21 protein-coding genes, 1 tRNA gene and 1 pseudogene are annotated in these 26,120 nt (G+C 62.4%); 13 read left to right on the top strand and 10 right to left on the bottom strand.

Annotation, left to right across the window (positions count from 1 at the left end):
- The first annotated feature begins 129 nt into the window (after positions 1-129).
- On the top strand, positions 130-837 hold the full coding sequence (locus tag NKJ80_RS25940; protein ID WP_352498572.1) for an HAD family hydrolase: 708 nt from the start codon (positions 130-132) through the stop codon (positions 835-837).
- Positions 838-867: 30 nt separating this feature from the next.
- Here the strand turns inward: NKJ80_RS25940 and NKJ80_RS25935 are convergent, their stop codons facing one another.
- The 3 genes from NKJ80_RS25935 to aceA form a co-directional block, all read right to left on the bottom strand.
- Positions 868-1,329, bottom strand: coding sequence for a response regulator (locus NKJ80_RS25935; RefSeq protein ID WP_023669317.1), 462 nt, complete (start codon positions 1,327-1,329; stop codon positions 868-870).
- 270 nt (positions 1,330-1,599) lie between these two features.
- On the bottom strand, positions 1,600-1,842 hold the full coding sequence (locus NKJ80_RS25930; RefSeq protein WP_023669318.1) for an SMc00767 family acetate metabolism repressor: 243 nt from the start codon (positions 1,840-1,842) through the stop codon (positions 1,600-1,602).
- A gap of 52 nt (positions 1,843-1,894) precedes the next feature.
- Positions 1,895-3,184 (bottom strand): isocitrate lyase, encoded by a 1,290-nt coding sequence (aceA, locus tag NKJ80_RS25925; protein WP_352498571.1) that lies wholly within the window; start codon positions 3,182-3,184, stop codon positions 1,895-1,897.
- A 249-nt stretch (positions 3,185-3,433) separates the two neighbouring features.
- Between aceA and NKJ80_RS25920 the strand changes: the two genes are divergently transcribed.
- The 7 genes from NKJ80_RS25920 to NKJ80_RS25890 all read left to right on the top strand — a co-directional run bounded on the left by NKJ80_RS25920 (position 3,434) and on the right by NKJ80_RS25890 (position 11,561).
- Entirely contained in the window at positions 3,434-4,861 is a 1,428-nt protein-coding gene (locus NKJ80_RS25920) for a helix-turn-helix domain-containing protein (protein ID WP_352498570.1), read from the top strand.
- A gap of 149 nt (positions 4,862-5,010) precedes the next feature.
- Positions 5,011-5,910 (top strand): DUF2167 domain-containing protein, encoded by a 900-nt coding sequence (locus NKJ80_RS25915; RefSeq protein WP_352498569.1) that lies wholly within the window; start codon positions 5,011-5,013, stop codon positions 5,908-5,910.
- A 161-nt stretch (positions 5,911-6,071) separates the two neighbouring features.
- Positions 6,072-7,025: a DMT family transporter gene (locus tag NKJ80_RS25910; RefSeq protein WP_352498568.1), complete on the top strand. Its 954-nt coding sequence runs from the start codon at positions 6,072-6,074 to the stop codon at positions 7,023-7,025.
- Between the two features lie 425 nt (positions 7,026-7,450).
- On the top strand, positions 7,451-8,548 hold the full coding sequence (locus NKJ80_RS25905; protein ID WP_352498567.1) for a polyamine ABC transporter substrate-binding protein: 1,098 nt from the start codon (positions 7,451-7,453) through the stop codon (positions 8,546-8,548).
- Between the two features lie 83 nt (positions 8,549-8,631).
- On the top strand, positions 8,632-9,771 hold the full coding sequence (locus NKJ80_RS25900; RefSeq protein ID WP_352498566.1) for an ABC transporter ATP-binding protein: 1,140 nt from the start codon (positions 8,632-8,634) through the stop codon (positions 9,769-9,771).
- Between the two features lie 9 nt (positions 9,772-9,780).
- Complete coding sequence (locus tag NKJ80_RS25895) at positions 9,781-10,746, top strand: ABC transporter permease subunit (protein ID WP_352498565.1); 966 nt, start codon at positions 9,781-9,783, stop codon at positions 10,744-10,746.
- Positions 10,743-11,561: an ABC transporter permease gene (locus NKJ80_RS25890; protein WP_023669326.1), complete on the top strand. Its 819-nt coding sequence runs from the start codon at positions 10,743-10,745 to the stop codon at positions 11,559-11,561. The genes NKJ80_RS25895 and NKJ80_RS25890 overlap by 4 nt, the downstream gene beginning before the upstream one ends.
- A gap of 42 nt (positions 11,562-11,603) precedes the next feature.
- Here the strand turns inward: NKJ80_RS25890 and NKJ80_RS25885 are convergent, their stop codons facing one another.
- Complete coding sequence (locus NKJ80_RS25885; RefSeq protein WP_352498564.1) at positions 11,604-13,457, bottom strand: AsmA family protein; 1,854 nt, start codon at positions 13,455-13,457, stop codon at positions 11,604-11,606.
- Positions 13,458-13,820: 363 nt separating this feature from the next.
- Between NKJ80_RS25885 and NKJ80_RS25880 the strand changes: the two genes are divergently transcribed.
- On the top strand, positions 13,821-15,791 hold the full coding sequence (locus NKJ80_RS25880) for an acetoacetate--CoA ligase (protein ID WP_352498563.1): 1,971 nt from the start codon (positions 13,821-13,823) through the stop codon (positions 15,789-15,791).
- A gap of 264 nt (positions 15,792-16,055) precedes the next feature.
- Here the strand turns inward: NKJ80_RS25880 and NKJ80_RS25875 are convergent, their stop codons facing one another.
- On the bottom strand, positions 16,056-20,060 hold the full coding sequence (locus NKJ80_RS25875; RefSeq protein ID WP_352498562.1) for a PAS domain S-box protein: 4,005 nt from the start codon (positions 20,058-20,060) through the stop codon (positions 16,056-16,058).
- A gap of 324 nt (positions 20,061-20,384) precedes the next feature.
- On the opposite strand from NKJ80_RS25875, the gene NKJ80_RS25870 reads away from it, so the two are divergent.
- Positions 20,385-20,843 carry a phasin gene (locus NKJ80_RS25870; RefSeq protein ID WP_023669330.1) on the top strand — a complete coding sequence of 153 codons (459 nt, stop codon included), beginning with the start codon at positions 20,385-20,387 and terminating at the stop codon, positions 20,841-20,843.
- 346 nt (positions 20,844-21,189) lie between these two features.
- Positions 21,190-21,266 (top strand) — tRNA-His (locus NKJ80_RS25865).
- A 144-nt stretch (positions 21,267-21,410) separates the two neighbouring features.
- Here the strand turns inward: NKJ80_RS25865 and NKJ80_RS25860 are convergent.
- From NKJ80_RS25860 to NKJ80_RS25845, 4 genes and pseudogenes are all read right to left on the bottom strand, one after another.
- Positions 21,411-21,665: a hypothetical protein gene (locus tag NKJ80_RS25860; protein ID WP_352498561.1), complete on the bottom strand. Its 255-nt coding sequence runs from the start codon at positions 21,663-21,665 to the stop codon at positions 21,411-21,413.
- A gap of 66 nt (positions 21,666-21,731) precedes the next feature.
- A pseudogene (locus tag NKJ80_RS25855) lies at positions 21,732-21,859 on the bottom strand (glutathione-dependent formaldehyde dehydrogenase); the annotation flags it as partial.
- Between the two features lie 181 nt (positions 21,860-22,040).
- Positions 22,041-22,169, bottom strand: a complete 129-nt coding sequence (locus NKJ80_RS25850; protein WP_023729077.1) for a hypothetical protein — start codon at positions 22,167-22,169, stop codon at positions 22,041-22,043.
- A gap of 34 nt (positions 22,170-22,203) precedes the next feature.
- Positions 22,204-22,581, bottom strand: coding sequence for a hypothetical protein (locus tag NKJ80_RS25845; protein WP_502902228.1), 378 nt, complete (start codon positions 22,579-22,581; stop codon positions 22,204-22,206).
- Between NKJ80_RS25845 and NKJ80_RS25840 the strand changes: the two genes are divergently transcribed.
- Entirely contained in the window at positions 22,581-22,937 is a 357-nt protein-coding gene (locus NKJ80_RS25840; RefSeq protein ID WP_352498560.1) for a hypothetical protein, read from the top strand. The two genes, NKJ80_RS25845 and NKJ80_RS25840, sit on opposite strands and share 1 nt — an antisense overlap.
- Positions 22,938-24,011: 1,074 nt before the next feature.
- On the opposite strand, the gene NKJ80_RS25835 is transcribed toward NKJ80_RS25840, so the two are convergent.
- The gene (locus NKJ80_RS25835; RefSeq protein ID WP_023748648.1) at positions 24,012-24,818 is read right to left on the bottom strand and encodes an IclR family transcriptional regulator; all 807 of its coding nucleotides are present in this window, start codon (positions 24,816-24,818) and stop codon (positions 24,012-24,014) included.
- Positions 24,819-25,047: 229 nt separating this feature from the next.
- Between NKJ80_RS25835 and NKJ80_RS25830 the strand changes: the two genes are divergently transcribed.
- Positions 25,048-26,100: an ABC transporter substrate-binding protein gene (locus NKJ80_RS25830; protein WP_023748647.1), complete on the top strand. Its 1,053-nt coding sequence runs from the start codon at positions 25,048-25,050 to the stop codon at positions 26,098-26,100.
- Positions 26,101-26,120 lie beyond the last annotated feature (20 nt).

Raw genomic sequence — 26,120 nt, 5'->3', positions numbered from 1 at the left:
ATTATCACAGTATAGCTGTTGCCGGTGATGGAAGGGAAGGGGAGCTGCCTGTCTTCGCCTTCCTGGTTGAAAATCGCGCCACGCAGATTAGGGTCAAACTCCCGCAGATCGAGCAGCAGAAGACACCGTATGCCAGGCAAATTGACCACTATCGGCTTCGACGCCGACGATACCCTATGGCAGAACGAACAGTTCTTCCGCCTGACCGAGAAGCATTTTGCAACCCTGCTCGCCGACCATGGCGAGGCCGAGCACATCTCGGCACGGCTGCTCGAGGCCGAGAAGCGCAACCTTGCCGTCTACGGCTTCGGCATCAAGGGCTTTACCTTGTCGATGATCGAGACGGCCATCGAAGTGACCGAGGGCCGCGTGCCGGCCTCGACGATCGCCGAAATCCTTGCCGCCGGCCGCGACATGCTCGGCCATCCTGTCGAGGCGCTGCCGCATGCGCGCGAGACAGTCGAAAAGCTCGCCGGCGCCTACCATCTGGTGCTGATCACCAAGGGCGATCTGTTCGACCAGGAGCGCAAGCTGGCGGCGTCCGGCCTTGGCGACCTGTTCGATGCCGTCGAGATCGTCAGCGACAAGAGCGCCGCCACCTATGCCAGGATCTTTGGCCGCCACGGCAGCCCGCAGGACAGCATGATGGTCGGCAATTCGCTCAAGTCGGACGTGGTGCCGGCCATCGAGGCCGGGAGCTGGGGTGTGTACGTCCCGCACGAACTGACCTGGGTGCTCGAACATGTCGAACCGCCGGTGGCAGCACCGCGCTTCCGCCAGATTGTCGATCTTGGCGAACTGCCGGCTTTGATCGAGAGCATCGGCAAGGAAGGCTGACCGCCCCGCACGCGTTCGGGCAGATTGCGATCAGCCGCGCCCGAGACTGATCAGCCGGTCGACCACCGGCTGCAGCCTTTCGGTGGTGATCGGCTTGGTTACCACCACATCGACCACGCTCGACAGGCCCAGGCTGTCGGGCGTGCCGGTCTTGGTTGAAAGCAGGATCACCTTGGGGAGCGACCGCCCAGATGTCCGCCGCAAGGCGTCGATGGCCGCCATCAGCGCGCGGCAGTCCTCGTTGTCGGGGCCGCCATCGAGAACGACGGCGCCCGGAATGAGGGTTCGCAATGTCTTGGCCGCCATTTCGGGCGACTCGGAGATCGGCTTCAGTCCGGACTTCTCGACGATCTTCGACACCACCACCCGGTTGATCGGCGATTTTCCAACGACCAGCACGTGGGAGAAATCCGTTGATATCTCGGAGTTCGCGTCCCTGCTTGACGAATTCAGATGTTTGGCGGTGTCGGTCTCGCGGTTCACAGGGCACATGGGCGGGCACTCGGCGCTGCTTCAATGCAGGGTTGAAATCCGAGAGCCAATTGGCGTGAGATCGCCCGCCATGTCAAGCTGAAATGACGGACTGCGAAATATAGCCGGAAATATTAAACCCCGGAGACAAGGTCTGTTTCCGAACTGTAGTTAAGTTTACGCTCAAAAGCAAAAGTCACCCGCGCTGAAAACCCGCGGGTGACGTTGAAATCGGCCAGTGAGCGGCGGGGTCCATAGGTTCCACAAGCACAAAGCTTCCGTTAGGGAAGATCAGCCGTGACTCTTCTGCGTGACGATCACCGGGATCAGCAGGTCGCCCCAATTGCCGTCGCCGCCATGATGCCGGGCCGAGCGCACCAGTTCCACCGAGACGCCGGCCTCCACTGCCTTCATCACCGATTGATTGAGCCGGTGCAGGTCGTTGGCCAGCATGCGGATGGTCGCCTGTTGGTCGACACTCATCGTGGTGGACTGCTCTTCTGCACGTTCCTTGACGCGGCTTATCGATGCCATTTTCTTCTCCCTTGCCCTTCGGGCGTTTCCTCTGTTGGTTATGTCGATCGGTTCATTCCGCTGCCGGCTTGAACTGGGCGTGCTCGGTCGATTCATGCATGGCGGCGGTCGAGGACTGGCCGCCGCTGATCGCCATTGAGACGGCGTCGAAATAGCCGGTGCCGACCTCGCGCTGGTGCTTGGTCGCGGTGTAGCCGTGGACTTCGGCCGCGAACTCGGCTTCCTGCAGCTCGGAATAGGCGGCCATCTGCCGCGCCTTGTAGCCGCGGGCCAGCTCGAACATGCCGAAATTGAGCTGGTGGAACCCGGCCAACGTGATGAACTGGAACTTGTAGCCCATGGCGCCGAGCTCGCGCTGGAACTTGGCGATCGTCGCGTCGTCGAGGTTCTTCTTCCAGTTGAACGACGGCGAGCAATTATAGGCGAGCAGCTTGCCCGGATGATGCCTGCGCACGCCTTCGGCGAATTTCTTGGCCTGCGCCAGATCGGGCCTGGATGTTTCGCACCAGATCAGGTCGGCATGCGGCGCATAGGCAACGGCGCGCGCGATGCACGGTTCGATGCCGTTCCTGACCTGGTAGAAGCCTTCAACCGTGCGGCCGGCATCGTAGTCGACGAAAGGCTGGTCGCGCTCGTCAATGTCGGAGGTCAGAAGCTTTGCCGCTTCCGCATCGGTGCGTGCCACGACTAGCGTCGGCGTGCCCATCACGTCGGCCGCCAGACGCGCCGCGTTGAGGTTGCGGATATGCGCGGCGGTCGGGATCAGCACTTTGCCGCCGAGATGGCCGCACTTCTTCTCAGAGGCCAGCTGGTCCTCATAGTGGACGCCGGCAGCGCCCGCCTCGATGAACGCCTTCATGATCTCGAAGGCGTTGAGCGGTCCGCCGAAGCCGGCCTCGGCATCGGCGACGATCGGCGCGAACCAGGTGTCGACCGACCGGCCGTTGCCTTCCGAGGTCTCGATCTGATCGGCGCGCTGCAGCGTGCGGTTGATGCGCTTGACCAGTTCGGGCGCCGCATTGGCGGGATAGAGCGACTGGTCCGGATACATGGCCGACGCGGTGTTGGCGTCGGCGGCGACCTGCCAGCCCGAGAGATAGATTGCCTTCAGCCCGGCACGCACCTGCTGCATCGCCTGGTTGCCCGACATGGCGCCGAGTGCATTGACGAAGTCTTCCTCGTGGATGAGCTTCCACAGCCGGTTGGCGCCCATTTCGGCAAGACTCTGGCGTATCTGGACCGACCCGCGCAGCCGCTTCACATCGTCCGGCGAATAGGCTCGTTCGATGCCGTCGAAGCGGCCTTCGGGCGCGGATGGGACAAGATTGTAAAAATCAGTCATTGGTCACTCCAGATCAATCGATGCCAGTGTCTTGAAACGCCGCGCCCTGGGATAGTGTGCGTCGTCTGTGTGTGACATCATTTACATTGCGCCGCGACGAGAGCGAGGGAAACCGCTATTTCCGGTAGAAAATAAGAGAAAACCTGTGTTGTGTTTGACTGCTTGCCGCTGTAAATCTGTCATGATTGTAAAAAGATGGTGCGCCGTTCATCGCTCGCAAGTCGTGTAAATTCCTGTCAAGGAAAGCCGATGGCCGACCAGAAGATATTCGCCGGGCCGCGCATCCGCCGCATCCGCATCGCCAAAGGCCTGACCCAGACGGCGATGGCCGAGGGGCTCGGCATCTCGCCGTCCTATCTCAACCTGATCGAGCGCAACCAGCGGCCGCTGACGGTGCAGCTGATCCTGAAGCTGGCCTCCGTCTACAAGGTCGACCCGCATGAATTGCAGGATGAGGCGAGAGGGTCGATCTCGGCCTTGAAGGAAGTGTTCGGCGACCCGCTGCTTGCCGGTGAGCTGCCGGGCGACCAGGAACTGATCGAACTGGCCGAGGCCGCCCCCAACGCATCGGCTGCGATGATAAAACTGTTTCGCGCTTACCGCGAGCAGGCCGAGCGGCTGTCCGATCTCAACGAGCTTCTGGCGCGCGAGGGCCGCGCCACGGCGCTGTCCGGTGCGCGGCTGCCGATCGACGAAGTGCACGAGATTTTCGAGCGCCGGCCGAACCATTTTGCAGCACTGGAGGAAGAGGCCGAGGCCTTCACCTCGGTGCTCGACCCCGGCGACGATCTGTTCGGCGCGCTGAAGGCGTGGCTGAAGCGCGAGTATGGCATCGTCGTCAAGGTGCTGCCGGTGGCCACCATGCCGAACTGGCGCCGCCGTTATGACCGTCATTCGCAGCGTCTTTTTCTATCGGAGCGGCTGTCGCCGTTCGACCAGTTGCGCGAAGTCGCCATGGAGGCCTGCCTGATCCGCATGACGGTCGCTGTCGCCGGCGAAATTCGGGCGCTGAAGCTCGGTACGGACGAAGCCCGCCGGCTCGCCCGCTTCGAGTTCGGCCGCTACGCCGCCAATGCCTTGATGATGCCCTATCAGGCCTTTCATGCCGCCGCCGTGCGGGCTCGTTACGACATCGATGTGCTGCGCTCGCGTTTCGGCGTCTCCTTCGAACAGGCGGCGAACCGCCTGACCATGCTGCAGCGTCCTGGCTTGTCCGGGGTCCCGTTCTTCATGCTCGAGGTCGACAATGCCGGCAACCGCTTCCGCAAGGCCGGCGGCCGGGGCTTTCCGCAAAGCCGCTTTGGCGGCGGCTGCCCGAAACTGCCGGTCCATGCCGCTTTCGCTTCGCCTGGCCAGATACTGGTCGAGGCGGTGGAAATGCCCGACGGCGCCGAGTTCCTCTGCATCGCACGCACGCTCGAGGGGCCGCAGGGTTCGTTCTCCGAGCGCCCGCGCCGCACCGCGCTGCTGTTGGGCTGCGATATCGGCTTTCGCGACGAGATCGTCTATGGCGCCGGGCTGCCGGCAAAGGCCGGACAGGGCGCCGCCACGCCGGTCGGTCCCGCTTGCCGGCTGTGCGAACGCATCGGCTGCCTCGCCCGCGCCGAGCCGCCGGTGACCCGTCCGCTGGGCCTCGACGAGATGGTGACGGGCCTGAGCGCCTTCGATTTCCAGTGATGCTTCTCGGGCTGGAGGTCGCGGAAGACTGCAGCTGTTTGCGCTAAGCAATACAGCGCGGCCCGAACCATCGCCGAACCGAATATTGATTAAGCATCGGCGCTGCGCTATCGAAAGTGAGCTGCAGGGCAGCCAAGGGGGGACGGCTTATGAACAGGAAAGCTTTGTGGCTTGGCGTGGCGCTTGCCCTTTTGGCGGGGCCTGTTCTGGCAGAAAAATCCTCGGAATTCTTCAAGGACTATCAACAGTATAGTGACGACGGCAAGGCATTCCTGGACAAAATCGATCCAAAGACCGGCGCGGTCGACCTTCCCGAAGGCATCCATCTCGATCTCAAGGACAAGTTCTATTTTCTGGGCAAGAAGGACGCGACGTCCGTCCTGACCGAGGCCTGGGGCAATCCGCCTGATACCGCGTCCGAAGCAATCGGCATGATCTTCCCGGCCAAGTACGAGCCCATCGCCGGCAACGGTTGGGGCATCGAATTGCGCTATGAAAAGATCGGCCATGTCGATGACGCCGACGCCGCATCCATCGACTACACCGAACTGCTGAGCAGCATGCAGGCGGACACATTGTCGGCCAACGATCAGCGGGTAAAGGACGGCTTTCCCCCGATCAAGCTGATCGGCTGGGCCTCGCCGCCGGTCTATGATTTCGTCCACAAGCGGCTGCACTGGGCCAAGGAACTGCAGTTCGGAGACGATACCGTCCACACGCTCAATTACGACGTCCGTTTCCTCGGCCGGGAAGGCGTCTTCGTGATGAGCTACATCGCTACGGTTGAACAATTACCGGAGATCAAGCAGAGCCTGGACGAAGTGCTGGGCGTGGCGGACTTCAACACCGGCAAGAAATACACCGATTTTCTGCCCGGCACCGACACGGTCGCCGCAGTTGGCATTGGCGGCCTCATCGCCGGAAAACTCGCGGCAAAGGCCGGCCTGATTGCGGTCGCGGTCATCGCCCTGAAAAAGTTCGGCATTCTGCTGCTGGTACCGTTGGCCGGTCTTTGGCGCTTTATCCGCGGCAACAAGAGCACGTCCTAGAAACGGCGGTGTTCGCCCGTATGGCTGCCGGTTGGCGGTGCGCCAAAGGGAATGCCGGGCTGGATCACGTCCGGGGGTAGCCTATGCGCTAGGCGAATACGGCACGTTTCTGTCGTCCATTGTGCATCATGCCGCCCCGAGATAGCCGACAGTCGCACCCCATGACCGATACCGCATCTTCTCCAATCGCCGCACCGCCGATCGTCTCGCCGCGCGAAGAGCGGGTCGGCTTGCTGCTGGTGTTCCTGTCGGCGCTGATGTGGAGCTTTGGCGGCACCATCGCCCGCTTCATCGACACCGCTGACAGTTGGACGGTGGTGTTCTGGCGATCGCTGTGGGCGGCTGTGTTCCTGATTTGCTTCATGGCCTGGCGCGACGGCTGGCGCGGCATGTTGCGGCTGTTTCGCGACATGGGCCTGCCCGGCCTTGCCGTGGCCGTCTGTTTCGCCACGGCGTCGACGTGCTTCGTTGTCGCGCTCGCCTACACCACCGTTGCCAATATCCTGTTGATGCAGGCCGGTGTGCCGCTGCTGGCGGCATTGCTTGCCTGGGTGCTATTTCGTGAAAGCGTCGCCGTCGCGACCTGGGTGGCGATCGCCGCCGTCATCGCCGGCGTCGCCATCATGGTGTCGGAATCGCTCGACGGCGCCGTATCGCCCATCGGCGACGGGCTGTCGCTGCTGATCGCCGTCATGTTCTCGATTGCCACCGTCATCACCCGGCGCTTCGCCCATGTGCGAATGACTCCGGCGACGTGCCTCGGCACGATGCTGGCAGCGGCTTTCGCCGCATCGCAAGCCACGCAGTTTGCCACGTCGGCCCACGACGTGGCTTTCCTGTTTGCCTTCGGCGTCATCAATCTCGGCCTCGGCCTTGCCTTCTTCGCCACCGGCGCGAGGCTGGTTCCGGCGGCGATCGCAGCACTCCTCGGCACGTTCGAGCCGATCCTCGGACCGATCTGGGTCTGGCTCGTTCATGGCGAGGTGCCCTCGGTGCGCACCATCATCGGCGGCGCGGTGGTGGTCGCCGCGCTGCTCGTCCATATCGGGCTTGAATTCAAGCGCCAGGCGAGGCCTGCACGGCCGGGGACCACCGGCCTGCCATCCCCTAATTGACCCGCCTTTCCCTTGGTTGAGAACGTCTTTCCCTATTAGGCTCGTCTTTCCTAATTAACGAAGCCGCACGCCCTATCGACCGAGCTTCCCCGCGCGGGCCATTGACAACCTTGCTGCGGCACGGGCAGGCTGGGGGCACGGCAACAACAAGACAGGCTTATCTTGCCAAGTGTCCCCGCCGGTCGGACCAAGACCGGACCACAGCGTCGTATCCCTGCCCGCGCCACGGCGAAAGCCTCTGACTGCGTCAGCGCGCCCGCCATGCGGGCACACAGAGCCATCATCTGCCGCTCGCCGAACCGCCCGGACGGCGCTGGCAGTTCATGCTTGTGGCTGCCCGGAAAGCTCAATACTCTGAAGCAAATGCCCAATCGCGCTCGAACGGCGACGACTTGGCGAAGGAACACTCATCAAAGGAGAACAGCATGATCCGCAAAGCGCTCTGGCTTTCGGCAACCTCGGCATTTCTGACGCTTTTCGCCGTCGGCGGCCATGCCGAGGATCGCGTCGTCAACGTCTTCAACTGGTCGGATTACATCGACAGTTCGATCATTGACGACTTCACCAAGGAGACCGGCATCAAGGTCGTCTACGACACCTTCGATTCCAATGAAATCCTCGAAACCAAGCTGCTTGCCGGCGGCAGCGGCTATGACGTCGTCGTGCCCAGCGGCAACTTCCTGGCCCGCCAGATCCAGGCCGGCGTGTTCCAGAAGCTCGACAAGTCGAAGCTGCCCAACATGTCCAACATGTGGGACACGGTTTCGGAGCGCACCGCCAAATACGATCCGGGCAATGAATACTCGATCAATTACATGTGGGGCACCGTCGGCATCGGCTACAACATCAAGAAGGTGCAGGCTGCACTCGGCACCGACAAGATCGACAGCTGGGATGTGTTCTTCAATCCCAACAGCCTGGCCAAGCTGAAGGACTGCGGCGTCTATGTGCTGGACTCGCCGGCCGACATCATCCCGGCGGCGCTCAAATATCTCGGCCTCGATCCGAACAGCACCTCACCTGACGACATCGCAAAGGCCGAGGAGACGTTGCTGAAGGTGCGGCCGTATATCCGCAAATTCCATTCGTCCGAATACATCAACGCGCTCGCCAACGGCGACATCTGCCTGGCGGTCGGCTGGTCGGGTGACGTCTTCCAGGCACGCAACCGCGCGGTCGAGGCCAAGCAAGGCGTCGAGATCGGCTATTCCGTGCCCAAGGAAGGCGCCCAGATGTGGTTCGACCAGATGGCGATTCCCGCCGATGCGCCGCATGCCGCCGAGGCACTCGAATTTCTCAACTACATGATGAAGCCGGAAGTGATCGCCAAGTCGTCCAACTATGTGCTGTATGCCAACGGCAACAAGGCTTCGCAGCAGTTCGTCGACAAGGCGCTGCTGGATGATCCGGCGGTCTATCCGGACGCCGAGACCTTGAAAAAGCTCTATACGGTCCAGCCCTACGATCCCAAGACCCAGCGCCTGATCACGCGCAGCTGGACCAAGATCGTCACCGGCCAGTAAGCAATGCGACATGGTCCCGGCAGCCACCTGCCGGGACCATTCTTCTCTGGGGCGAGAAGCAAAAAAATAGGACGGAGTGGGACATGAAATCGCTTGGCAGCATCCGCAGGGATTTCGCGCCATGGAACGACCCGAACGCCAAGCCATATATCCAATTCGAGAACGTCACCAAGAAGTTCGGTGACTTCACCGCCGTCAACAATCTGTCGCTGACCATTTTCGAGCGCGAGTTCTTCGCCCTGCTCGGCGCGTCGGGCTGCGGAAAGTCGACGTTGCTGCGGATGCTTGCCGGCTTCGAGGAGCCGACCGCCGGCCGTATCCTTCTCGACGGCCAGGATTTGCGCGGCATCCCGCCCTATCGCCGCCCGGTCAACATGATGTTCCAGTCCTATGCGCTGTTCCCGCATATGAGCGTGGAAAAGAACATTGCCTTCGGCCTCAAGCAGGAAGGCATGCCGGGACCGGATATCGAAAAGCGCGTCGCCGAGATGCTGAAGCTGGTGAAGCTAGAGCAGTTCGCCAAGCGCAAGCCGCACCAATTGTCGGGCGGCCAGCGCCAGCGCGTCGCGCTCGCCCGCTCGGTTGCCAAGCGGCCAAAAGTCTTGCTGCTCGATGAGCCGCTCGGCGCGCTTGACAAGAAGCTGCGCGAGGAAACTCAGTTCGAGCTGATGGACCTGCAGCAAAATCTCGGCCTTACCTTCGTCGTCGTTACCCACGACCAGGAAGAGGCGATGACCATGGCCGACCGCATCGCCATCATCGACAAGGGCGAGGTGATGCAGGTGGCGACGCCGGCGGAAGTCTATGAAGCCCCCAGTTCGCGCTTCGTTGCCCACTTCGTCGGCAATGTGAACATGTTCGAGGGCAAGGTCGCCGAGCGTGCGGCAAACACCACGCGCATCACCGGCGCGACAGGGGCCCAGATCGTCGTCGAAAACAGCACCGATACAAAGGCCGGTTCCGACATCGTCTTCGCCATCAGGCCGGAGAAGATCAAGGTGTCGTCGACGAAACCGGCCGACGCCGTCAATGCGCTTGAGGGCGAGGTCTACGACGTCGCCTATCTCGGCGACATGACCGTCTACCACATCAGGCTGGATGACGGCCAGATCATCAGGGCAAGCGCGCTCAACGCTGCACGCGTCATCGACGACCCGCTGACCTGGAACGACCGCGCCTGGGTCTCCTTCCGGCCGGATGCCGGCGTCGTGCTGACACGGTAGGGGGCGGCCATGTCCAACATTGCACTCACTGACGCCGGTCCATCGGCCGCGGCCAAACCGTTCCTGACGCGGCTCGGTGCCGGCTTCGTCAGCCGGCTCGTCATCATCGTGCCTTATCTCTGGCTGCTGTTCTTCTTCTTCATCCCGTTCATCATCGTCTTCAAGATTTCGCTGTCGCAGTCGGCGATCGCCATGCCGCCCTACACGCCGGCGCTCGATTTCAGGGACGGCATATCCGGGTTCTTTGTCCGCTTCCGCGAACTCAGCGTCGACAATTATGTCTGGCTAACGCAGGACGCGCTTTACTTCAAAGCCTACGTGACCAGCGTTGTCATCGCTGCTGTCTCGACGATCCTGACCTTGCTCGTCGGCTTCCCGATCGCCTACGGCATGGCCCGCGCGCCGGCGACGATCCGTCCGACCTTGCTGATGCTGGTAATCCTGCCGTTCTGGACGTCGTTCCTGATCCGCGTCTATGCCTGGATCGGCATCCTCAAGCCCGAGGGTCTGCTCAATCAGCTGCTGTTGTCGCTGCACATCATCAATCAGCCACTGATCATCCTCAACACTTACACGGCGATCTTTATCGGCATCGTCTATTCCTACCTGCCATTCATGGTGCTGCCGCTCTATTCGTCGCTGGAAAAGATGGATTACTCGCTGATCGAGGCGGCAAAGGATCTCGGCTGCCCGCCGACATCAGCCTTCTGGAAGATCACCTTCCCGCTGTCGCTGCCCGGGGTCATCGCCGGCTGCCTGCTGGTGTTCATTCCAGCGGTTGGCGAGTTCGTCATTCCCGATCTGCTCGGCGGCTCGCAGACGCTGATGATCGGCAAGACCTTGTGGAATGAATTCTTCGCCAACCGTGACTGGCCGGTGTCGTCGGCCGTCGCCGTCATCCTGCTGCTGCTCCTGATCGTGCCGATCATGCTCTTCCAGCAGGCCCAGGCACGCGCCCAGGAGCAGGACAAATGAACGCCACCTGGAGCCGCTTCAACGTCACCTCGGTCGTGCTGGGCTTTGCCTTTCTCTATCTGCCGATCGTGCTGCTCATCGTCTTCTCCTTCAACGAGTCGAAGCTGGTCACCGTCTGGGGCGGCTTCTCGACCAAATGGTATGCCTCGCTGTTCCACAATCAGGGGCTGATGGACGCCACCTGGGTGACCGCGCGTGTGGGTGTCATCTCCGCCACTGTGGCAACCGTGCTCGGCACGCTGGCGGCACTGACCTTGACCCGCTACACCCGCTTCCGCGGCCGCATCCTGTTTTCCGGCATGGTGTTTGCGCCGCTGGTCATGCCGGAAGTCATCACCGGCCTGTCGCTGCTGCTGCTGTTCGTCGCCGTCGGTCTCGACCGTGGCTTCCTGACCGTGACGCTTGCTCACATCACCTTGACCATGTGCTTCGTGGCCGTCGTCGTGCAGTCGCGCCTGGTGTCGTTCGATCGTTCGCTGGAAGAAGCTGCCTTGGACCTCGGCGCAACGCCGGTAAAGACCTTCTTTCAGATCACGCTGCCGGTCATCATGCCGGCCATCGTCTCCGGCTGGATGCTGGCCTTCACCCTGTCGCTTGACGACCTGGTCATCGCCTCCTTCACCTCCGGGCCTGGCGCCACCACGCTGCCGATGAAGATCTACAGCCAGGTGCGTCTCGGCGTGACGCCGGAAATCAACGCCGCCTGCACCATCCTGATCGCCGTCGTGGCGGTAGGCGTCATTATCGCTTCGGTCGCCAACAAGCGGCGTGAGGTGCAGCGCCAGCTCGACGAACAGGCCGCGCAGCGCGGTTGATTGCGTCAAACGAGGGATAGGGCGGTCCCGGTAAGGGTCCGGCTATTCGCCTGAGACGCCGCGGCTGATCGGCGAGATGAACGGCGTGCTCCAGGTGCCGCCGACGAAGAATGACGACTGGTTGGATCCCTCCTGGCCATTGACCGGTGCCGCTGCCGGGTCGGCCTGGGTGACACCCCCCGAAAGCGCCAGCCCGCGTCCGCCGTAAGAGGCGATGCCGGACAGCCAGACCTTGTATTTCGCCGAATTGGCCTCGGCCTTGTCCAGCCTTGCCACACCCTTCGAGATGGTGGCCTTGAGCTCGGCGCCGTCCATCGGCAGTGTCCCGTCCGAGACGTCGTCGAGCGCGAAGAAGCCGCCCTGTTCCGTGTGCTTCAGAAATGCCGGCAAATTGAGCCCGCTCAGCGCGCCCGGCCCGAACGTCGCAGAGACCGAGCCGTCCGCGTTCTCGAAGATCGAGTCCCAGGATTTGCCCGGCCCTTTGAGAATGACCGAGACAGAGCCGGTGCTGGCCGGCACCAGCCGCGTCATTCCGGCTGCGGTGCCGAAAGCGGCGCCGTCAATGTCGGAGGCGAGCAGCCGGATCTCGACCTGCGAGCCCTCCGGTTTGCGGTCGAAACGCAGGCTACTTTGCACGTTGCCGCCAAAGGCCGACGCATCGGAGATATCGAAGACGGCAAGCCCGTTCTTCACCTGCGCCGTAGCGGCGACGTCGGCAAGCTGGATTGCGCCGGCCGAGGCATGTGCCGCTGACAGCCTCAGATCGAGATTGATCCGGTCGGCGAAGCTGGTGTCGATTTCGCCGGGACCGGTCTCGCCGGTCGGCGCCAGCGGCGTGAAGGCCGAAAACAGCGACCTGAGGTCGAGCGTATCGAAGGCGAGTGTGCCTGATATCACCGGCAAGGCGTCGCCGAACGAAAAATCCAGCGCCCCCATTCCCGGGTTGTTGTCGAGCGTCACCGCGGTGTTTTCGAATTTGACGCGGCCGGCGGTCGCCGTGATCTTGCTCGAAATCGAGACCGAACCGATCGCCGTACCAGGAGCAATGCCGGCCTGCGACCATTCCAGCACGCGCCGCAGCGAGGGCGCGGCGAATTTCGCCTGGCCATCGAAATAGGCGTTTTGCGACATGCTGGCCGTGCCGTCGAACGAGAAGCTGGCCGGCGCTGCCTTGAACGAAAACGTGACCGGTGCGGCGCCGCCGGCAAACAGCACCAGCGGCTTGGGCGAGGCGGCATCGACGGTGACGCTCTCGCCGCGCCAGATTCCGGTCGCCGACAAGGTCGCGTTGCTGTTCATCGCTGCCCAGCTCGCCTGGCCGGACAGGCTGGTCAGCAATTCGACGTCCTTGCCGCCGACGGAGGCGACCATGCGGCCGTCCCTGAATTCCACGGTGCCGAACGGATCGGCGGGCAGCTTGCTCAGATCCGGCTTCGTCGGATCGGCGTTGACCACGCCGCGCGCCGTGTCGATGGAGCGGGTGATGCGTCCGCCCGTTGGTATGGCGGGCAGGAATATGCCGTTTGCGGCGCGCTGGACCCGGATCGTCGGCCGCACCAGCCGCGCCGTCGAAAACACCACATCGCCCTGCAGCGCCGCCATGGCCGAAAGGTCGACCTCGACCCGTTCGGCCTCGATCACCGGCGGCGCGTCGGTCTCGGTCCACTGGGACAGCGTGACGTCGCTCAATATGGCGCGGAACTTCGGCCACACCTCGATGCGCGGCGAACCGGCGATGGTGACCCTGAAACCGCTCCACGCGCTCATCTCCCAGGCGATGCGATCGCGCACGATCCGGGTCGAGGCAAACAGCGGCAGAGCGGCGACGACCAGCGCGATGACGAGCACGGCAACGCCGATCGCCCATATTCCGCGCCGGATCAAAGGTGATGGCATATTGCCCCGGTTGCTTTCATTCCGATAAACGCCTGACGGGTGTAACCGCCAGTCGTCACCACGCCTTCCAGCCGTCACTACGACTTAGGGCTGAGGCATTTCAAGTCTTTATGGCCCGGCGATGGCAATTGCGCACATATGGCCGAGTTTAGCGGAACAAAATCTTGCTCTGCCGCACGGTGGTAGGCATAAGCGATGCAGCTTCAGCCTGTTACGAGGCGCGGCGTTTTTGGGACAGCGGCGCCTGTAAAGCTGAGGCTAGTGCATGTCGCCCGGAAGAGTGCAGCGGTTCCGGGACAACGACGTGCATCAAACAAAAGCATATCTATCTTGCGACGCGACGGGCTTCAAGGAGGATCGATCATGGCTGCCGAAGCACCGCTCTGGACTCCGACGCAAGACCAGATCGACGCAGCACCACTGACCGCGTTCATGAAGTCAGCAGCGGCCAAAAGCGGCACATCCTTCGCCTCCTACGCCGAACTGCACCGCTGGTCGGTCGAGGATCGCGAGGGCTTCTGGAGCCTGCTGTGGGACTTTTGCGGCATTGTCGGCGACAAAGGGACCGATGCGGGCGAGCCCGTGCTCGTCGATGGCGACAAGATGCCCGGCGCATCGTTCTTTCCCGAAGCGACGCTGAACTTCGCCGAGAACCTGCTGAAGAAGACCGGTTCCGGTGACGCGATCGTCTTTCGCGGCGAGGACAAGATCGAGCGGCGGCTGTCGTGGAGCGAACTGCACCAGCTGACCTCGCGCTTTCAGCAGCTTTTCCTGTCGCTCAAGGTTAAAAAGGGCGACCGCATCGCGGCGATGATGCCCAACATGCCGGAAACCGTCGCCGCCATGCTGGCGGCCGCCTCCATCGGCGCGGTCTGGTCGTCCTGTTCCCCCGATTTCGGCGAGCAGGGCGTGCTCGACCGTTTCGGCCAGATCGAGCCGGTCATATTCATTGCGCCGGACGGCTATTGGTACAATGGCAAGGCAATCGAGGTAGCCGACAAGATCGCTGCCGTTGCGGCGAAGCTCGAAACCGTCCGCAAGGTCCTGATCGTCGACTATCTCGGTACCTCGCGCGATATCGCAGCGATCATCGACAAGGCCGTGGCGCTCGAAGAGGCGCTGTTACCCTTTACCGCCAAAGCGGTCACGTTCAAGCGGCTGCCGTTCGCGCACCCGCTCTACATCCTGTTCTCGTCAGGTACCACCGGCATTCCCAAATGCATCGTCCATTCGGCCGGCGGCACGCTGGTCCAGCATGTCAAGGAACACCGGCTGCATGCCGGACTCATCGAAGGCGACCGCTTCTTCTACTTCACCACCTGCGGCTGGATGATGTGGAACTGGCTGGTGTCGGGCCTGGCCTCGGGCGCCACGCTGCTGCTCTATGACGGCTCACCCTTCCACCCCGACGGCAATGTGCTGTTCAGCTTCGCCGATGCCGAGAAGATGACCTTTTTCGGCACCTCAGCCAAATTCATCGATTCCGTGCGCAAGGCCGGGCTCAAGCCTATCCGCAGCCATGATCTGTCGAGTGTGCGGGCGATTTCCTCGACCGGCTCACCGTTGTCGCCGGAGGATTTCCGCTTCGTCTTTGACGGCATCAAGAAGGACGTACATCTGGCCTCGGTTTCCGGCGGCACCGACATCGTCTCCTGTTTCGTGCTCGGCGTACCGACGCAACCGGTCTGGACCGGCGAGATCCAGGGTCCCGGCCTCGGCCTTGCTGTCGATGTATGGGACGATGACGGCAAGCCGATCCGCGAGCAAAAGGGTGAGCTGGTTTGCACCAAGGCGTTTCCGTCGATGCCGATCGGCTTCTGGAACGATCCTGAGGGCAAGAAATACCATGCGGCCTATTTCGAGCGCTTCGACAATGTCTGGTGCCACGGCGACTTCGCCGAATGGACCGCGCATGGCGGCATGATCATCCACGGCCGTTCCGACGCGACGCTCAATCCGGGCGGTGTGCGCATCGGCACGGCGGAGATCTACAATCAGGTCGAACAGATGCCGGAAATCCTTGAGGCGCTGTGCATCGGCCAGGATTTCGACAATGACGTGCGCGTCGTGCTGTTCGTGCGGCTGGCCGCCGGCGTGACGCTGGACGAGGATCTGGAAAAGCGCATTCGTTCCAAGATCCGCAGCGGCGCCAGCCCGCGCCACGTGCCGGCAAGGATCGTCGCCGTCAGCGACATTCCGCGCACCAAATCGGGCAAGATCACCGAGCTTGCAGTGCGCGACGTGGTGCATGGCCGCGCCATCAAGAACAAGGAAGCGTTGGCCAATCCAGAGGCGCTGGAGCTGTTCACGAACCTGCCGCAGCTGGCTGAGTGACGCGGCCGGGATGGTTAACCAGATATGTCGGTCGAATTTACCTAGATTTCATGAGTGGTACACATTCGTAAATTTTTTGGACGGCCGGTAAGGATTTGTTAAGGCCCGGCGTTGATAGTCGCACGTAACTTGAGGGAGAAATCCCGTTCCTCGTCCCCTGAGGATCAGATTCGCTCAAGCCCCGTTGTGACAGCAAATCCCATTTAAGGCGTCCTGTTGGACGCCTTTTCTTTGTCCGGGATTCTCGCCCGGGAATGGCCGGCCCTATTCGGCCAGCACCCGCGTCGACGGGAAAGCGACCTCGACCAGCGTCCCTTCGCCCGGCGTCGAGGTGATGGTGAAGCGGGCGCGGTTGGCTTCCACCATCGCCTTGGTCAGCGGCAGGCCGAGACCGGTGCCGTCGCCACGCCCGCGCTTCAGCGCATTGATCTGCTTGAACGGCTTCAGCGCCTGCTCGATCTCGGCATGGCTCATGCCAATGCCGGTATCGCGCACCCGCATGACAACGTCGCCGGAGGTTTCATAGGCGGTCGACACGATCACCTGTCCGCCGGCTTGCGTATAGCGAATGGCGTTGGACAGGATGTTGAGCGCGATCTGGCGCACGCTTCTGAGGTCGGCGACGACTTCCGGCAGTCGCGAGGCGAAGCTGGAGCGAATGATGACACGCTCGCGGTTGGCCTGCGGCTGCATCATCGCCACCGTCTCGGCCAGCGTATCGTTGAGCGACACCGCCTCGTAGTCCATTTCCTGCTGGCCGGCCTCGATCTTCGAAATGTCGAGGAGGTCATTGACGAGATCGAGCACATGGTTGCCCGAGCGGTTGATGTCTCTGAGATAGTCGCGGTAGCGGTCATTGGCTACCGGGCCGAACTTCTCGTCCACCATCAGCTCGGAAAAGCCGATAATGGCGTTGAGCGGCGTGCGGATCTCGTGGCTGATGCGGGCGAGGAAATCGGTCTTCTGCGAGGAGGCGCGCTCGGCCACCGCGCGCGCCTGGGTCAGATCCTCTTCGGCCCGCTTCCACTGCGTGATGTCGCGCACCACGGCGCAGAAGCCGCTGTCATTGGGCAGCCTGCCGATGGTCATGAACAGCGGGATGAAGCGGCCTTGCGCCTCGCGCCCGATCACCTCGCGGCCATCGTTCATCACACTCGCCACGCCGGGCTCGGACAGGCCGTTCAGATAGTCGCGCGCCGCGCGCTGGCTTTCGATGGCAAACAGCGAGGCGAACGGTTTACCGGTGACGTCGTCGCTGTCGAAGCCGAACAGCGCCTCGGCCGGCCGGCTGATCGAGCGGATGTCGCCGTCGCGGCCGATCAACACCACACCATCGGTCGCGGTGTCGATGATGGTGCGCATCTCGGCAATGCGCGCTTTGAGTTCGGAGACATCGGGCTGCGTCTGCTCCTCGGCTGCGAGATGCGCAACCATCGGCGGCTCGTTGTCGCCGGTACGTCGCACCACCAGCATCAGCGCCTTGCCGGCGCGCCACGGCACCGAACGCAAAATGGCTTCGATCGGAAATTCCTGGCCCTCGCGCGTCTTCAGTTTGAGTGTGTGGTCGCTTTCGCCGGCCATTTCTGAATAGGGATCGGCAAACAGCGCGTCGAGCCCGCCGGCGTCGCTCAGGTCCTCAAGCGTGTCATAGCCGGTCAGGCCGAGGAATTCCTCATTGGCGTAATGAAGCTCGTCGCCCGAATGGATGAGCAGCGGCACCGGCAGCTTGCCGAGGATCGACGTGTCAGGGGCCTTGTGTTCATCTCCGGCCGAGAATGCCGAAGGCATGAACCCCTCAAGCTTGAGCGGCGGCACTTTCAGGCGCTGTGGTTCTGCCGGCACTGTGTCCGCATCGCCGGCCTTGTCCCCGTCTTCCACGGCGGAATCGGTCGCCTCGTCGGACGGCGCCCAATCCTCATTGTCCTCGGCATCGCGGAAGTCGGCCGACGTCATGCTGTCGTCTTCACCGGCATTGGCCGGCGTCTCGGCAACAACCGGCTGTGGCTCTGCGGCCTCGACGATCTCTTGGGCTTGCGTATCATCCGGTTCGGAAGCCGGCGCAAGTTCGTCGTTGGACGACGTTGCTTCCGTACTGTCTTCGGTGACGGAGCCTGGTTCGGGATCGGCATAGTCGAGCAGGGAGCGCGACACTGTCGGCGCCTTCGCCTCGCCTGCTTCGCTGTCCGCAAGGCCGTCGTCCGGCTGCTCGCCGTCAAGCCGCGTCAGGTCCTTTTCGTCCTCGGCATCGCTTTCCGGCGGTTCGGCCTCAGCCGTTTCGCTTTCGGGTGCGGCTGCCGATGGTTCAGCCGCGGCAGCCGGGCCGGCTTCGTCCGGACTCGAGACCTCGGCGGGTTGTCGGGCTGGCGCGGCTGTTTCAGGCTGGTCCGCCTCGACATGATCCGGCTTGGGCTCATCTGCCTTGGCCTGGTCTGGCATTACCTGATCCGGATTGGCCGGTTCGGCCTGCTTGGCAGTCTCCGGCTGCTCCGGCGGGGGATTGTCCTTCTTCAGCCGCTCGCCGATTTCGCGGAAAGCGCTGCGCTCCAGCGTCGACAGGCCCCTCTCGCTTGTCGGCTGCTTGTCGTTGGCGGGCTGCCGATGCTCGGCCAGCCGGATGACCTTGTCGGCAAAACGACGTTCCTGCTTCGGCACGATGGTCAGTGCCGGCACTTCGCCCTCGAACGGATCGGCCGCCTTGGGAGCTTCCGCCACGGGCTGTTCCGGGGCCGGCTCGGCTGCTGCCGCTGGCGCGCCATTGGGGACCAGCGCCATGCCGATTGCTTCCGGATCGACCACCGCATCGCCGGCGCGGGCGACGCCGAAACCACGAAAACCTTCGAAGGCGCGGCTGCGGCCATAGACAGGCAGTGCTGCCAGATCGACCGGTATCTTCAGGTCGGAGCCGGCAACCGGCCACAGTACCGAGCGGCCCGACCAGGTGTCGCGCCGTTCAAGCAGGCCCGCGATCTCGCCCGAGGCGTCGAGGCCGAAAGTTGTCGCGACGTCCTTGAAGCGGCGGCCGATCACGTCGGCGGCGGCTTTGCCGACAATGTCGCCGAATTCCGGCGACAGCGCGCTGAACTTGCCCTCGGCGTCGGTGCGCCAGACGAAGCGCAGCGGCGGCGCCGAGCGGTCGATCTCACGTTTGGCGGGAGGCGCAGCCGGTGGGGCTGCGTCAGAGGGCAGGGCGGGCGCAGCGGCACTGCAGTCCAACTGCGCACTCTCGGCCGGGGAAACAGAGTCCGGCTCGGCCTGCGCCGGGCTGTCCGGCTCGCCAGCCTGCGGCTCTTCGCCGGCATGGAAGTACCAATGATCATGTTGCGCCGGCGCGCTGTCATTCGCCGCCTGCTCGCGGCCGGTCGTCTGCTCGCGATGGTCCGCCTTTGTATCGGTTGACGCCGAAGCATCATGCTCGGTGGCAGCCCGACCTGTCTCCCCGACATCAGGCGCGGCCGCGAGTGGGGCGCCCTGATTCCCGCTTGCGGTGGGGTGGTCAGCCACCGCATCCACCGTTACCGCGTTCTCCGCGGCGGCTTGCGCCGGGCCATCGTCGACCTGCGCTGCAGCAGGTTCGGCATCCAGCTCGCCGACAGGATTTTCCTCACCGAGCTGATCCTCGTCGATGACCACCAGCAGATGCCTGGACTCGGTCAGGCGCGCGAAGCCGGCCGGATAGGACGTGGCGCCGCCGGGAACCAGCCGCTTGACGATGCGGTCGTCCTGGCTCGCCACGTCGGCGACAAGCGCGGCCAGCGTCTCAGGCCGGATGGCGAGCGCGCCAAAGCCATCCGAAGCCGCCTCGACAGTGCCGGCGGCGTCGACAAAGGCGATGAAATGGCCGTCTTCGGTAAAGCCGCTGATGGCGCGGGCCGCAATGTCGGCAGCACTGCGCGAGCCGGCCTGCGCTGCCGGCACCACCAGCATAATGGCGCTTTCGCCGTCCGGCATAGTCACCGCACTGGCCAGGAAGCCGACGGCGCGGCTGGTGATGCCGGTCGCCAGCCGTACCGTAATGGCGCGGTCGCTGCCGATCTGCGGGAAGCCCGCGGTCGCCATGATCTGGCGCCTGGCGATCAGCGGCAGCTGAGCCGAGGCGCCGATGATGGCCTCGATATCGGGATAGCCGAACACCGCAGCGCCCGGGCCGTTGGCCCAGATCACCTGTTCGAGGTCGGCCGACAGAATCGCGATCGCGTCGCCGGCGGCGAAGCGCTGGCGAACCGCATCAAGCACGGCGACATCGAGGAAAGAGTAGTTCTCGGAAGGCATGCGCTTGGCGGACCCTTTCGGTGAAACCTCTTGGCGAACCCCTCTTGGCGAACCTACAAGGCGGGCAATTTGCAGTTAACGCTTTGTTAATAAAAGCCCGCGCGGCGAAGGTCCACAAGCCATGGCGGGAAGCAGGTGGAATCTCTGGCCACTTGGTTAACAGCGTCTCGGAATGTCCCTGGATAACCTCTTGGGTGACGCATGGGAAGAAATTTATGGTGCACTGCAACAAAGATATTGCATCGCACAAAAAAACCGCTATATTGCCATCATACATGAACGAGACGGCTTTTTGTCAAAGCCGCTACCCCGAAAGGATGGAAAATGACCAAGGCCAAGACCGCTGAGACCATCGAAAACGTCGAATTCCCGAGCTTCGACGCTTCCAAGGCAACCGACCAGATCCGCGCTTTCGCCGAAAAGGGCGTCGAGCAGTCGAAGGAAGCCTACTCCAAGCTGAAGACCGGCGCCGAAGAGACCCAGAAAGTCCTGGAATCGACCTTCGAGACTGCCAAGACCGTTTCCAGCGACCTGTCGCTCAAGACGATCGCCGCTCTGCGCGCCAATGCCGAAGCCGGCTTCTCGCATCTCGAGGCACTCATCGGCGCCAAGTCGCTGTCGGAAGTAGTCGAACTGCAGACCGCCTTCCTGCGCAAGCGCGTCGAGACCACGGTCGAGCAGGCCAAGGACTTCCAGGCTGTTGCTTCGAAGGCTGCCGAAGACGTCTCCAAGCCGGTCAAGACCGCTTTCGAGAAGGCCCTGAAAGACATCAAGGCCGCCTAATAATTGCGCACAACTCTGCGATGCATCAAAACGTCGCATTTCGTCAGACAAATAGGTGTGCAATAGAGTTGTCCAAATGAATACCCGGCGAGTGGAACCTCCTCCCTCTGCTCTCCGGGGTGACCAGCCAGCACCTCCTCCCGCTGGCTCGTAACAGGAAAAGGCCGGCACCTCCTCCCGCCGGCCTTTTTCTTTTGCCGAAGAAACCGGCGCCTGTTGGCAGAACCGGCTTTGCCTTATCAAAGGCCTTGAATTAGTCTCTGATAGACCGTATTGGACGCATCGCCGAACGACAGAGCGGATCTCGGAGAATGAATTTTCACCACGATCTGGCTCAGGCGAACGTGCCGTTGTAGCTCAGATGGTTAGAGCGCCGGATTGTGGATCCGGAGGTCGCTGGTTCGATCCCAGCCAACGGTACCATCGAATTTCCCGCTAAAGTATTGATTGCCGATCCCGGCGATCCACGGGAGATCAAGACCTGTATGGCGCTGTCGGCAGGGCAGGAAGACCCTGACTGCACACACGCCGCGGTGCGGATACCCGCGCCACAGCTTAGGTTTCATTTTACTCCAGCGATTCGTCGGTCGGCCGAGGCGTCGTGCCTGCCTGACGAGGGCGGCCGGCATTGCGATTTGCAATACGGCTGTCGAGCGGCGATCTGGACGCTTGCTGGGCGCCGGCGGTCTTGGGTGCCGTCGGCTTGGCGCCGGAATCGCTGTCTTCAGCATCGCGACGGGGATGTGGCAGGCCGGCGGCGTCAGGCGACCTGGCCGGGGGTGTGGCGGCCGGGTTTGTCGATGCGGGTTTATCCTTGGCCATTTTCAACTCTCGCCTTTTCAGCATGCAGACGGCCGGACAACAAAGTCGGGCCATTGGACAGAACGGTCAGCCGTGCGGGCGCATCACGACTTTGATGCAGCCGTCCTCCTTGTCGCGGAAGGTTTTGTAAAGCTCGGGCCTGGCCTCGACGCCACCCGATGGGTGATCACGAATGACGGGTCGATATCGCCGTTCTGAACTTTCTGCAGCGATGTCGCGTTCATCCTGGATCGTCGGATCGGCCACCTGTTCGCAACGTATGTGGCCTTTGCCGCGCCATGTGAGGGCCTTCATGTGCTGTTCCTTGACGACAAGCTCTGCGAGCCCGAACTTGGCTTGATGTGAAATGTTCCCGCTTCGAACGAGCATCTGGCCTCAACCCTTGGCGGCCGAGCCGGGTTCGGCCATGCCGCAATGCTGCTCGGTCGGGGTGCCGGCCGGCGTGGCATGCGCGGCTGCAACCTGCTTTTCCAGCCGCTGATCGCCTGCTGCCCACGGCCACATCCTTGAACGCGTTTTGGCGCAAGCGCAGGATCTGCTATCGCGCCAGCATCGCGGCGACAACGAACACGACGGCGGCAACGACGACAAGCGCGACAATGGCCAGCACCGGGCCATTTTTACTCGGGGCCGGGGCGCTCTCGTCGTCCGGCCGCCGCATCGCATTGGCGAAGCTTGCTTGATTAGCGAAAGCCGGCGTGCCCGTCGCTGCGGGAACCGGCACGGCGCCGGTGTCTGCCGCTTCGGCATCGGTTTCCATGGGCGCCGCCGCCGGGTCGAATCCCGGCGTCTTGTCCTCTGTCACCCCAGACTGAATATCGCCTCTGTCTTCGGCCGGGTTACGTTCGACGTTCATGATGATGCTCCTGCCGCTGGCCCGGGCTTCCCCAACCACGAGCGGATCAGGATGTTCCATTGGGCGGAATCGCCGACAACGAGGAGCAAATTTCAGATAGCCTTCAAACAGATGTCTCTGGTGGCAACGCGGGCCTTGCAACCGGTCAGCACCGGATTGGTGGTCTCGTTGTAGTCGGCCATGGTCGGCAACGCGGCAGATTCGGCAAAGTTCCAGTCTGGCTCGCAATGCCCGCTTACGCACACCGCCGCTCGTTGACCTTGAGCTGGCTCGTTCCAGCCACTCCAACCCAAATTGCCAGTCCGGCTCCCGGCGGCGCGCTGTTTGGATTCCGTGGGAACATCAACAGCGCCAGCGAGTTCGGTATGTGCAGCGAGTTCCCTGTTCGCCGCATGGCCAACATCCGGAGCTCTTGACTGCCCGCGTCTTCGCTCCTGGAGCGCGGGCCACTCCTCTTAGCCCAAGGTTGCGATCATGAGCAGAAACATTCCGGAAAAGCGGGCCAGGCAGGGTGGCTTGGGGCGACCGGTCCTTGGCGTGCTCTTGGCAGGCCTTGTCTTGGCGCTCGTTGCCTGGGGGATCGCTGAAATCTATGGCGAGCAGGCTAAGACACCGGCGACACAGCAAAACAGCCGGGTTCCCTCGCCAGATACTTACAGCCCAAATCCTGGCCAAACGGACCCTGCAAACTCCAAGGCCGACGATGTGAATGGCGAACCGGTGGACCGAAATCCCAAGCTCGACAAGGATCCCACGCCGCGATCAAGCACTGGCGGGGATCAGCCAGGAACGCCGCCAACTCAACCTGCTTCGCCATAGCGTTCGCACTAGTTGATAAACACAATTCAAACAGATGCGGAAATGTGGAGCGGCGATTTCAGCCAATTTCAAGAGCCGGGTCTGTCAATAATCGCCGGCGCTCTCTGATAGCTGGGGAGCCACGAAAACCTCCGCTGATTCTTACCGCTTGCTGGATGGCACTGGCGGCTCCAGACCGACTGCGCGCTGTGTCACGCCGGCAGACCTTTGCACCTCTGGGCGCTTTTGAACTTGCAAGTCGATGGAATCGGGCAAGCTGGGTGTAGATGATGCAGTCGTCATCTTATCGAGGTCCGGCAGCAACACCATCTTTGCGTAGCGTGGAGGAACCAGATGGCCTCCGAAAACAGCGAATATCCCGCACACGAATAAAGCGAGAAGCAGGGCCGTAAGCACATCTGTGAAAATCTCGACAAATCTCATGTGCTCGCTCCGCGCGTAAGGATCCCGCCGCGCTCTCGACAGTAAGAGCGGCGGGATCCTCAACCGGCGATGAAGGGACTTTGATCGACGGTCTTCTCCTAATGTGGCTTCCGGTTTGCGTGTTCCCTGGTTCGGACCTTATCCACCGACTATGGGACTAAGGTCCCGAACCTAAATGGAACCAATGGGGAAGAGCGGAATCCATGTGCCTTTAAGAGGCTTCAACCAGAGGGCACGACGGCTGATCGTCAGCCTCCCGCCAGAGACAGTCCACGGGCGCGCTCGCGCAGCAAGGCAAGCAGTTCGTCGCGCCGTGGCTCCGGCGTGTCGACGGGTAACACCAGACACAAGGTCCTTTTGATGGCGCCGTGGCCGTCGTGGATGGGCGCTGCCATGCACCAGGTGAAGCGGTCCGCCAGAGCGGCGGTCTCGCTGAAACCCTGCCGGTGGGCCAGGGCAACATCGGCAAAGAATTCGGCTGGTGCAATGATGCGGCCGTCGGGAAGCTTGTAGTCGCCAGATGGGATGAAGTCCCTCAACTCTTGCTCGTTCATATGGCCGAGGAGCAGCCGTCCGGATGCCGTCCATGGGATCGGCACCTCGACCCCGACATCGCTTGAGATCCGGAACGGGCCCGGCGAATCTCGGCAGTCCAGAACGACGTATTTGTTGCCACGCAGGCCGCATAGCTGGACCGTCTCGCCTGTCTCGGCGGCCAACTTATCCAAGGTCTCGATGATGCGACGGTAATGGGCGTTGTGATGTGAGTAGGCCCAGCCGAACAGATGCATGGCGCGTCCGAAATAGACGTAACCTTCACCGCCGACGTTTTCGAGCATTTCGGCGTCGAGCAGGCTGTTGACGATCTCGTAGGTGGTCGAACGCGGCGCGCCGATCATCTTGGCGATGTCGCCGACGCGCATTGGCGCGCGGTGCCGCAGCAACGCCTCGAGCAGCATGATGACGCGGTCAATGCCGCGTCGTCGTTCGCCGTTGCGCGGCTCCGCGCCGGCTTCCTTCCCGATCGCATCGTTAGTGCCGTCGCTCATGACCATCCGCCAAAATCATTTCGGTTCTCGTCTCAAGGCGCTTGAAAGATGTCAAGGCTCGGTCTAGCATCCAATTTGTCCGATATACAGACACATTGTCTGAAATACCAGACAAACTAACGAGCCGGACGCAGACAAATCCCGAGAGGACACACGGTTTCCAAGACCCGGCGACCGACGGGTTTCCTCGCCCTTGTTCTGCACGTCGAGGCCACAACCTCTGAAGGGAACAGTCATGATGAAATCACCGTTTTTCGCATCCGCCAGCGCGCTTTGCCTCGGTCTCGTGCTGAGCTTTGGCGTCGCCTCGCAGGCCAATGCTGCCGCCAACTGCATCAAGGGCGACCGCAAGGCGCCGTACACGATCGGCTGGGCCAACATCTATTCCGTGCCGACCTGGATGAAGCAGACCCAAGGCACGATCGAAGCCGAAGTCGAGACCCTGAAGAAGCAGGGACTGGTCGACAAGCTCGTCGTCACCGACGCTCAGGGCGATGCCAACGTCCAGATCCAGCAGATTCAGTCGATGATCGATTCCGATGTCGACGCCATCATCCTGATCGCCGGTTCGTCGACCGCACCGGCACGCGTTCTGGCCGACGCCTGCGCCAAGGGCATCGCCATCATCAACTTCGACAGCCTCGTCGACACCGACAAGGTCACCGCCAAGGTCAACACCGATTCTTCGCAATGGGGCGACCAGGCCGCCAAGTTCCTGATCGACGCCATCGGCGGCAAGGGCAAGATCCTGATCCTCAATGGCCCCGCCGGGGTTTCGGTCAGCGATGACAGGCGCAAAGGCGCCGACGCTGAGCTCAAGGCCCATCCCGACGTGACGGTGCTTGCCGAGACCAACACGCCCTACAACGTCGCGCCGGCACAGGAAGCCGTCACCAGCCTGCTCTTCGCCAACCCCGAGATCGACGGCATCCTGTCGCTCGGCGGTGCTCTGTCGGCAGGCGCCGTGCTGGCCCTCGACAAGCAGGGCCGTGAACAGGTGCCGATCACCGGTGAGAACGCCCGGCAGTTTTTGGAACTCTGGAAAGAAAAGGGCTTGAAGAGCTGGGCGACGATGCAGCCGAACTGGCTCGGCGCCTTCGCCACCTACACCGCCGTTCAGGCGCTGGAAGGCAAGGATGTGCCGGCTTTCGTCAAGATTCCGCTGCCGGTGATCGACAATTCCAACATCGACGAATACCTCGCCCGGGCCAAGGACTTCCCGGCTGACGGCTACATCTTTTCTCCTTACGATGAGGAGCTGTTCAAGAAGCTGCTGGCTCAGAAATAAGCCTGAAGGGTTGTAGCGTT

The sequence above is a fragment of the Mesorhizobium sp. M0030 genome (assembly GCF_040323695.1).
Classification (GTDB): Bacteria; Pseudomonadota; Alphaproteobacteria; order Rhizobiales; family Rhizobiaceae; genus Mesorhizobium.
This window is presented reverse-complemented; position numbering and strand designations above follow the sequence as displayed.

Bases quoted from the DNA above. Each gene is read 5' to 3' on its own strand.
- NKJ80_RS25850 (WP_023729077.1), bottom strand. From the start codon at position 22,169: ATGTGGCCGTGGGCAGCAGGCGATCAGCGGCTGGAAAAGCAGGTTGCA.
- NKJ80_RS25830 (WP_023748647.1), top strand. From the start codon at position 25,048: ATGATGAAATCACCGTTTTTCGCATCCGCCAGCGCGCTTTGCCTCGGT.
- NKJ80_RS25910 (WP_352498568.1), top strand. From the start codon at position 6,072: ATGACCGATACCGCATCTTCTCCAATCGCCGCACCGCCGATCGTCTCG.
- NKJ80_RS25890 (WP_023669326.1), top strand. From the start codon at position 10,743: ATGAACGCCACCTGGAGCCGCTTCAACGTCACCTCGGTCGTGCTGGGC.
- NKJ80_RS25900 (WP_352498566.1), top strand. From the start codon at position 8,632: ATGAAATCGCTTGGCAGCATCCGCAGGGATTTCGCGCCATGGAACGAC.
- NKJ80_RS25870 (WP_023669330.1), top strand. From the start codon at position 20,385: ATGACCAAGGCCAAGACCGCTGAGACCATCGAAAACGTCGAATTCCCG.
- NKJ80_RS25845 (WP_502902228.1), bottom strand. From the start codon at position 22,581: ATGGAACATCCTGATCCGCTCGTGGTTGGGGAAGCCCGGGCCAGCGGC.
- NKJ80_RS25930 (WP_023669318.1), bottom strand. From the start codon at position 1,842: ATGGCATCGATAAGCCGCGTCAAGGAACGTGCAGAAGAGCAGTCCACC.
- NKJ80_RS25905 (WP_352498567.1), top strand. From the start codon at position 7,451: ATGATCCGCAAAGCGCTCTGGCTTTCGGCAACCTCGGCATTTCTGACG.
- NKJ80_RS25895 (WP_352498565.1), top strand. From the start codon at position 9,781: ATGTCCAACATTGCACTCACTGACGCCGGTCCATCGGCCGCGGCCAAA.
- NKJ80_RS25935 (WP_023669317.1), bottom strand. From the start codon at position 1,329: ATGTGCCCTGTGAACCGCGAGACCGACACCGCCAAACATCTGAATTCG.
- NKJ80_RS25875 (WP_352498562.1), bottom strand. From the start codon at position 20,060: ATGCCTTCCGAGAACTACTCTTTCCTCGATGTCGCCGTGCTTGATGCG.
- NKJ80_RS25920 (WP_352498570.1), top strand. From the start codon at position 3,434: ATGGCCGACCAGAAGATATTCGCCGGGCCGCGCATCCGCCGCATCCGC.
- NKJ80_RS25940 (WP_352498572.1), top strand. From the start codon at position 130: ATGCCAGGCAAATTGACCACTATCGGCTTCGACGCCGACGATACCCTA.
- NKJ80_RS25885 (WP_352498564.1), bottom strand. From the start codon at position 13,457: ATGCCATCACCTTTGATCCGGCGCGGAATATGGGCGATCGGCGTTGCC.
- NKJ80_RS25860 (WP_352498561.1), bottom strand. From the start codon at position 21,665: ATGGCCAAGGATAAACCCGCATCGACAAACCCGGCCGCCACACCCCCG.
- NKJ80_RS25835 (WP_023748648.1), bottom strand. From the start codon at position 24,818: ATGGTCATGAGCGACGGCACTAACGATGCGATCGGGAAGGAAGCCGGC.
- NKJ80_RS25915 (WP_352498569.1), top strand. From the start codon at position 5,011: ATGAACAGGAAAGCTTTGTGGCTTGGCGTGGCGCTTGCCCTTTTGGCG.
- aceA (WP_352498571.1), bottom strand. From the start codon at position 3,184: ATGACTGATTTTTACAATCTTGTCCCATCCGCGCCCGAAGGCCGCTTC.
- NKJ80_RS25880 (WP_352498563.1), top strand. From the start codon at position 13,821: ATGGCTGCCGAAGCACCGCTCTGGACTCCGACGCAAGACCAGATCGAC.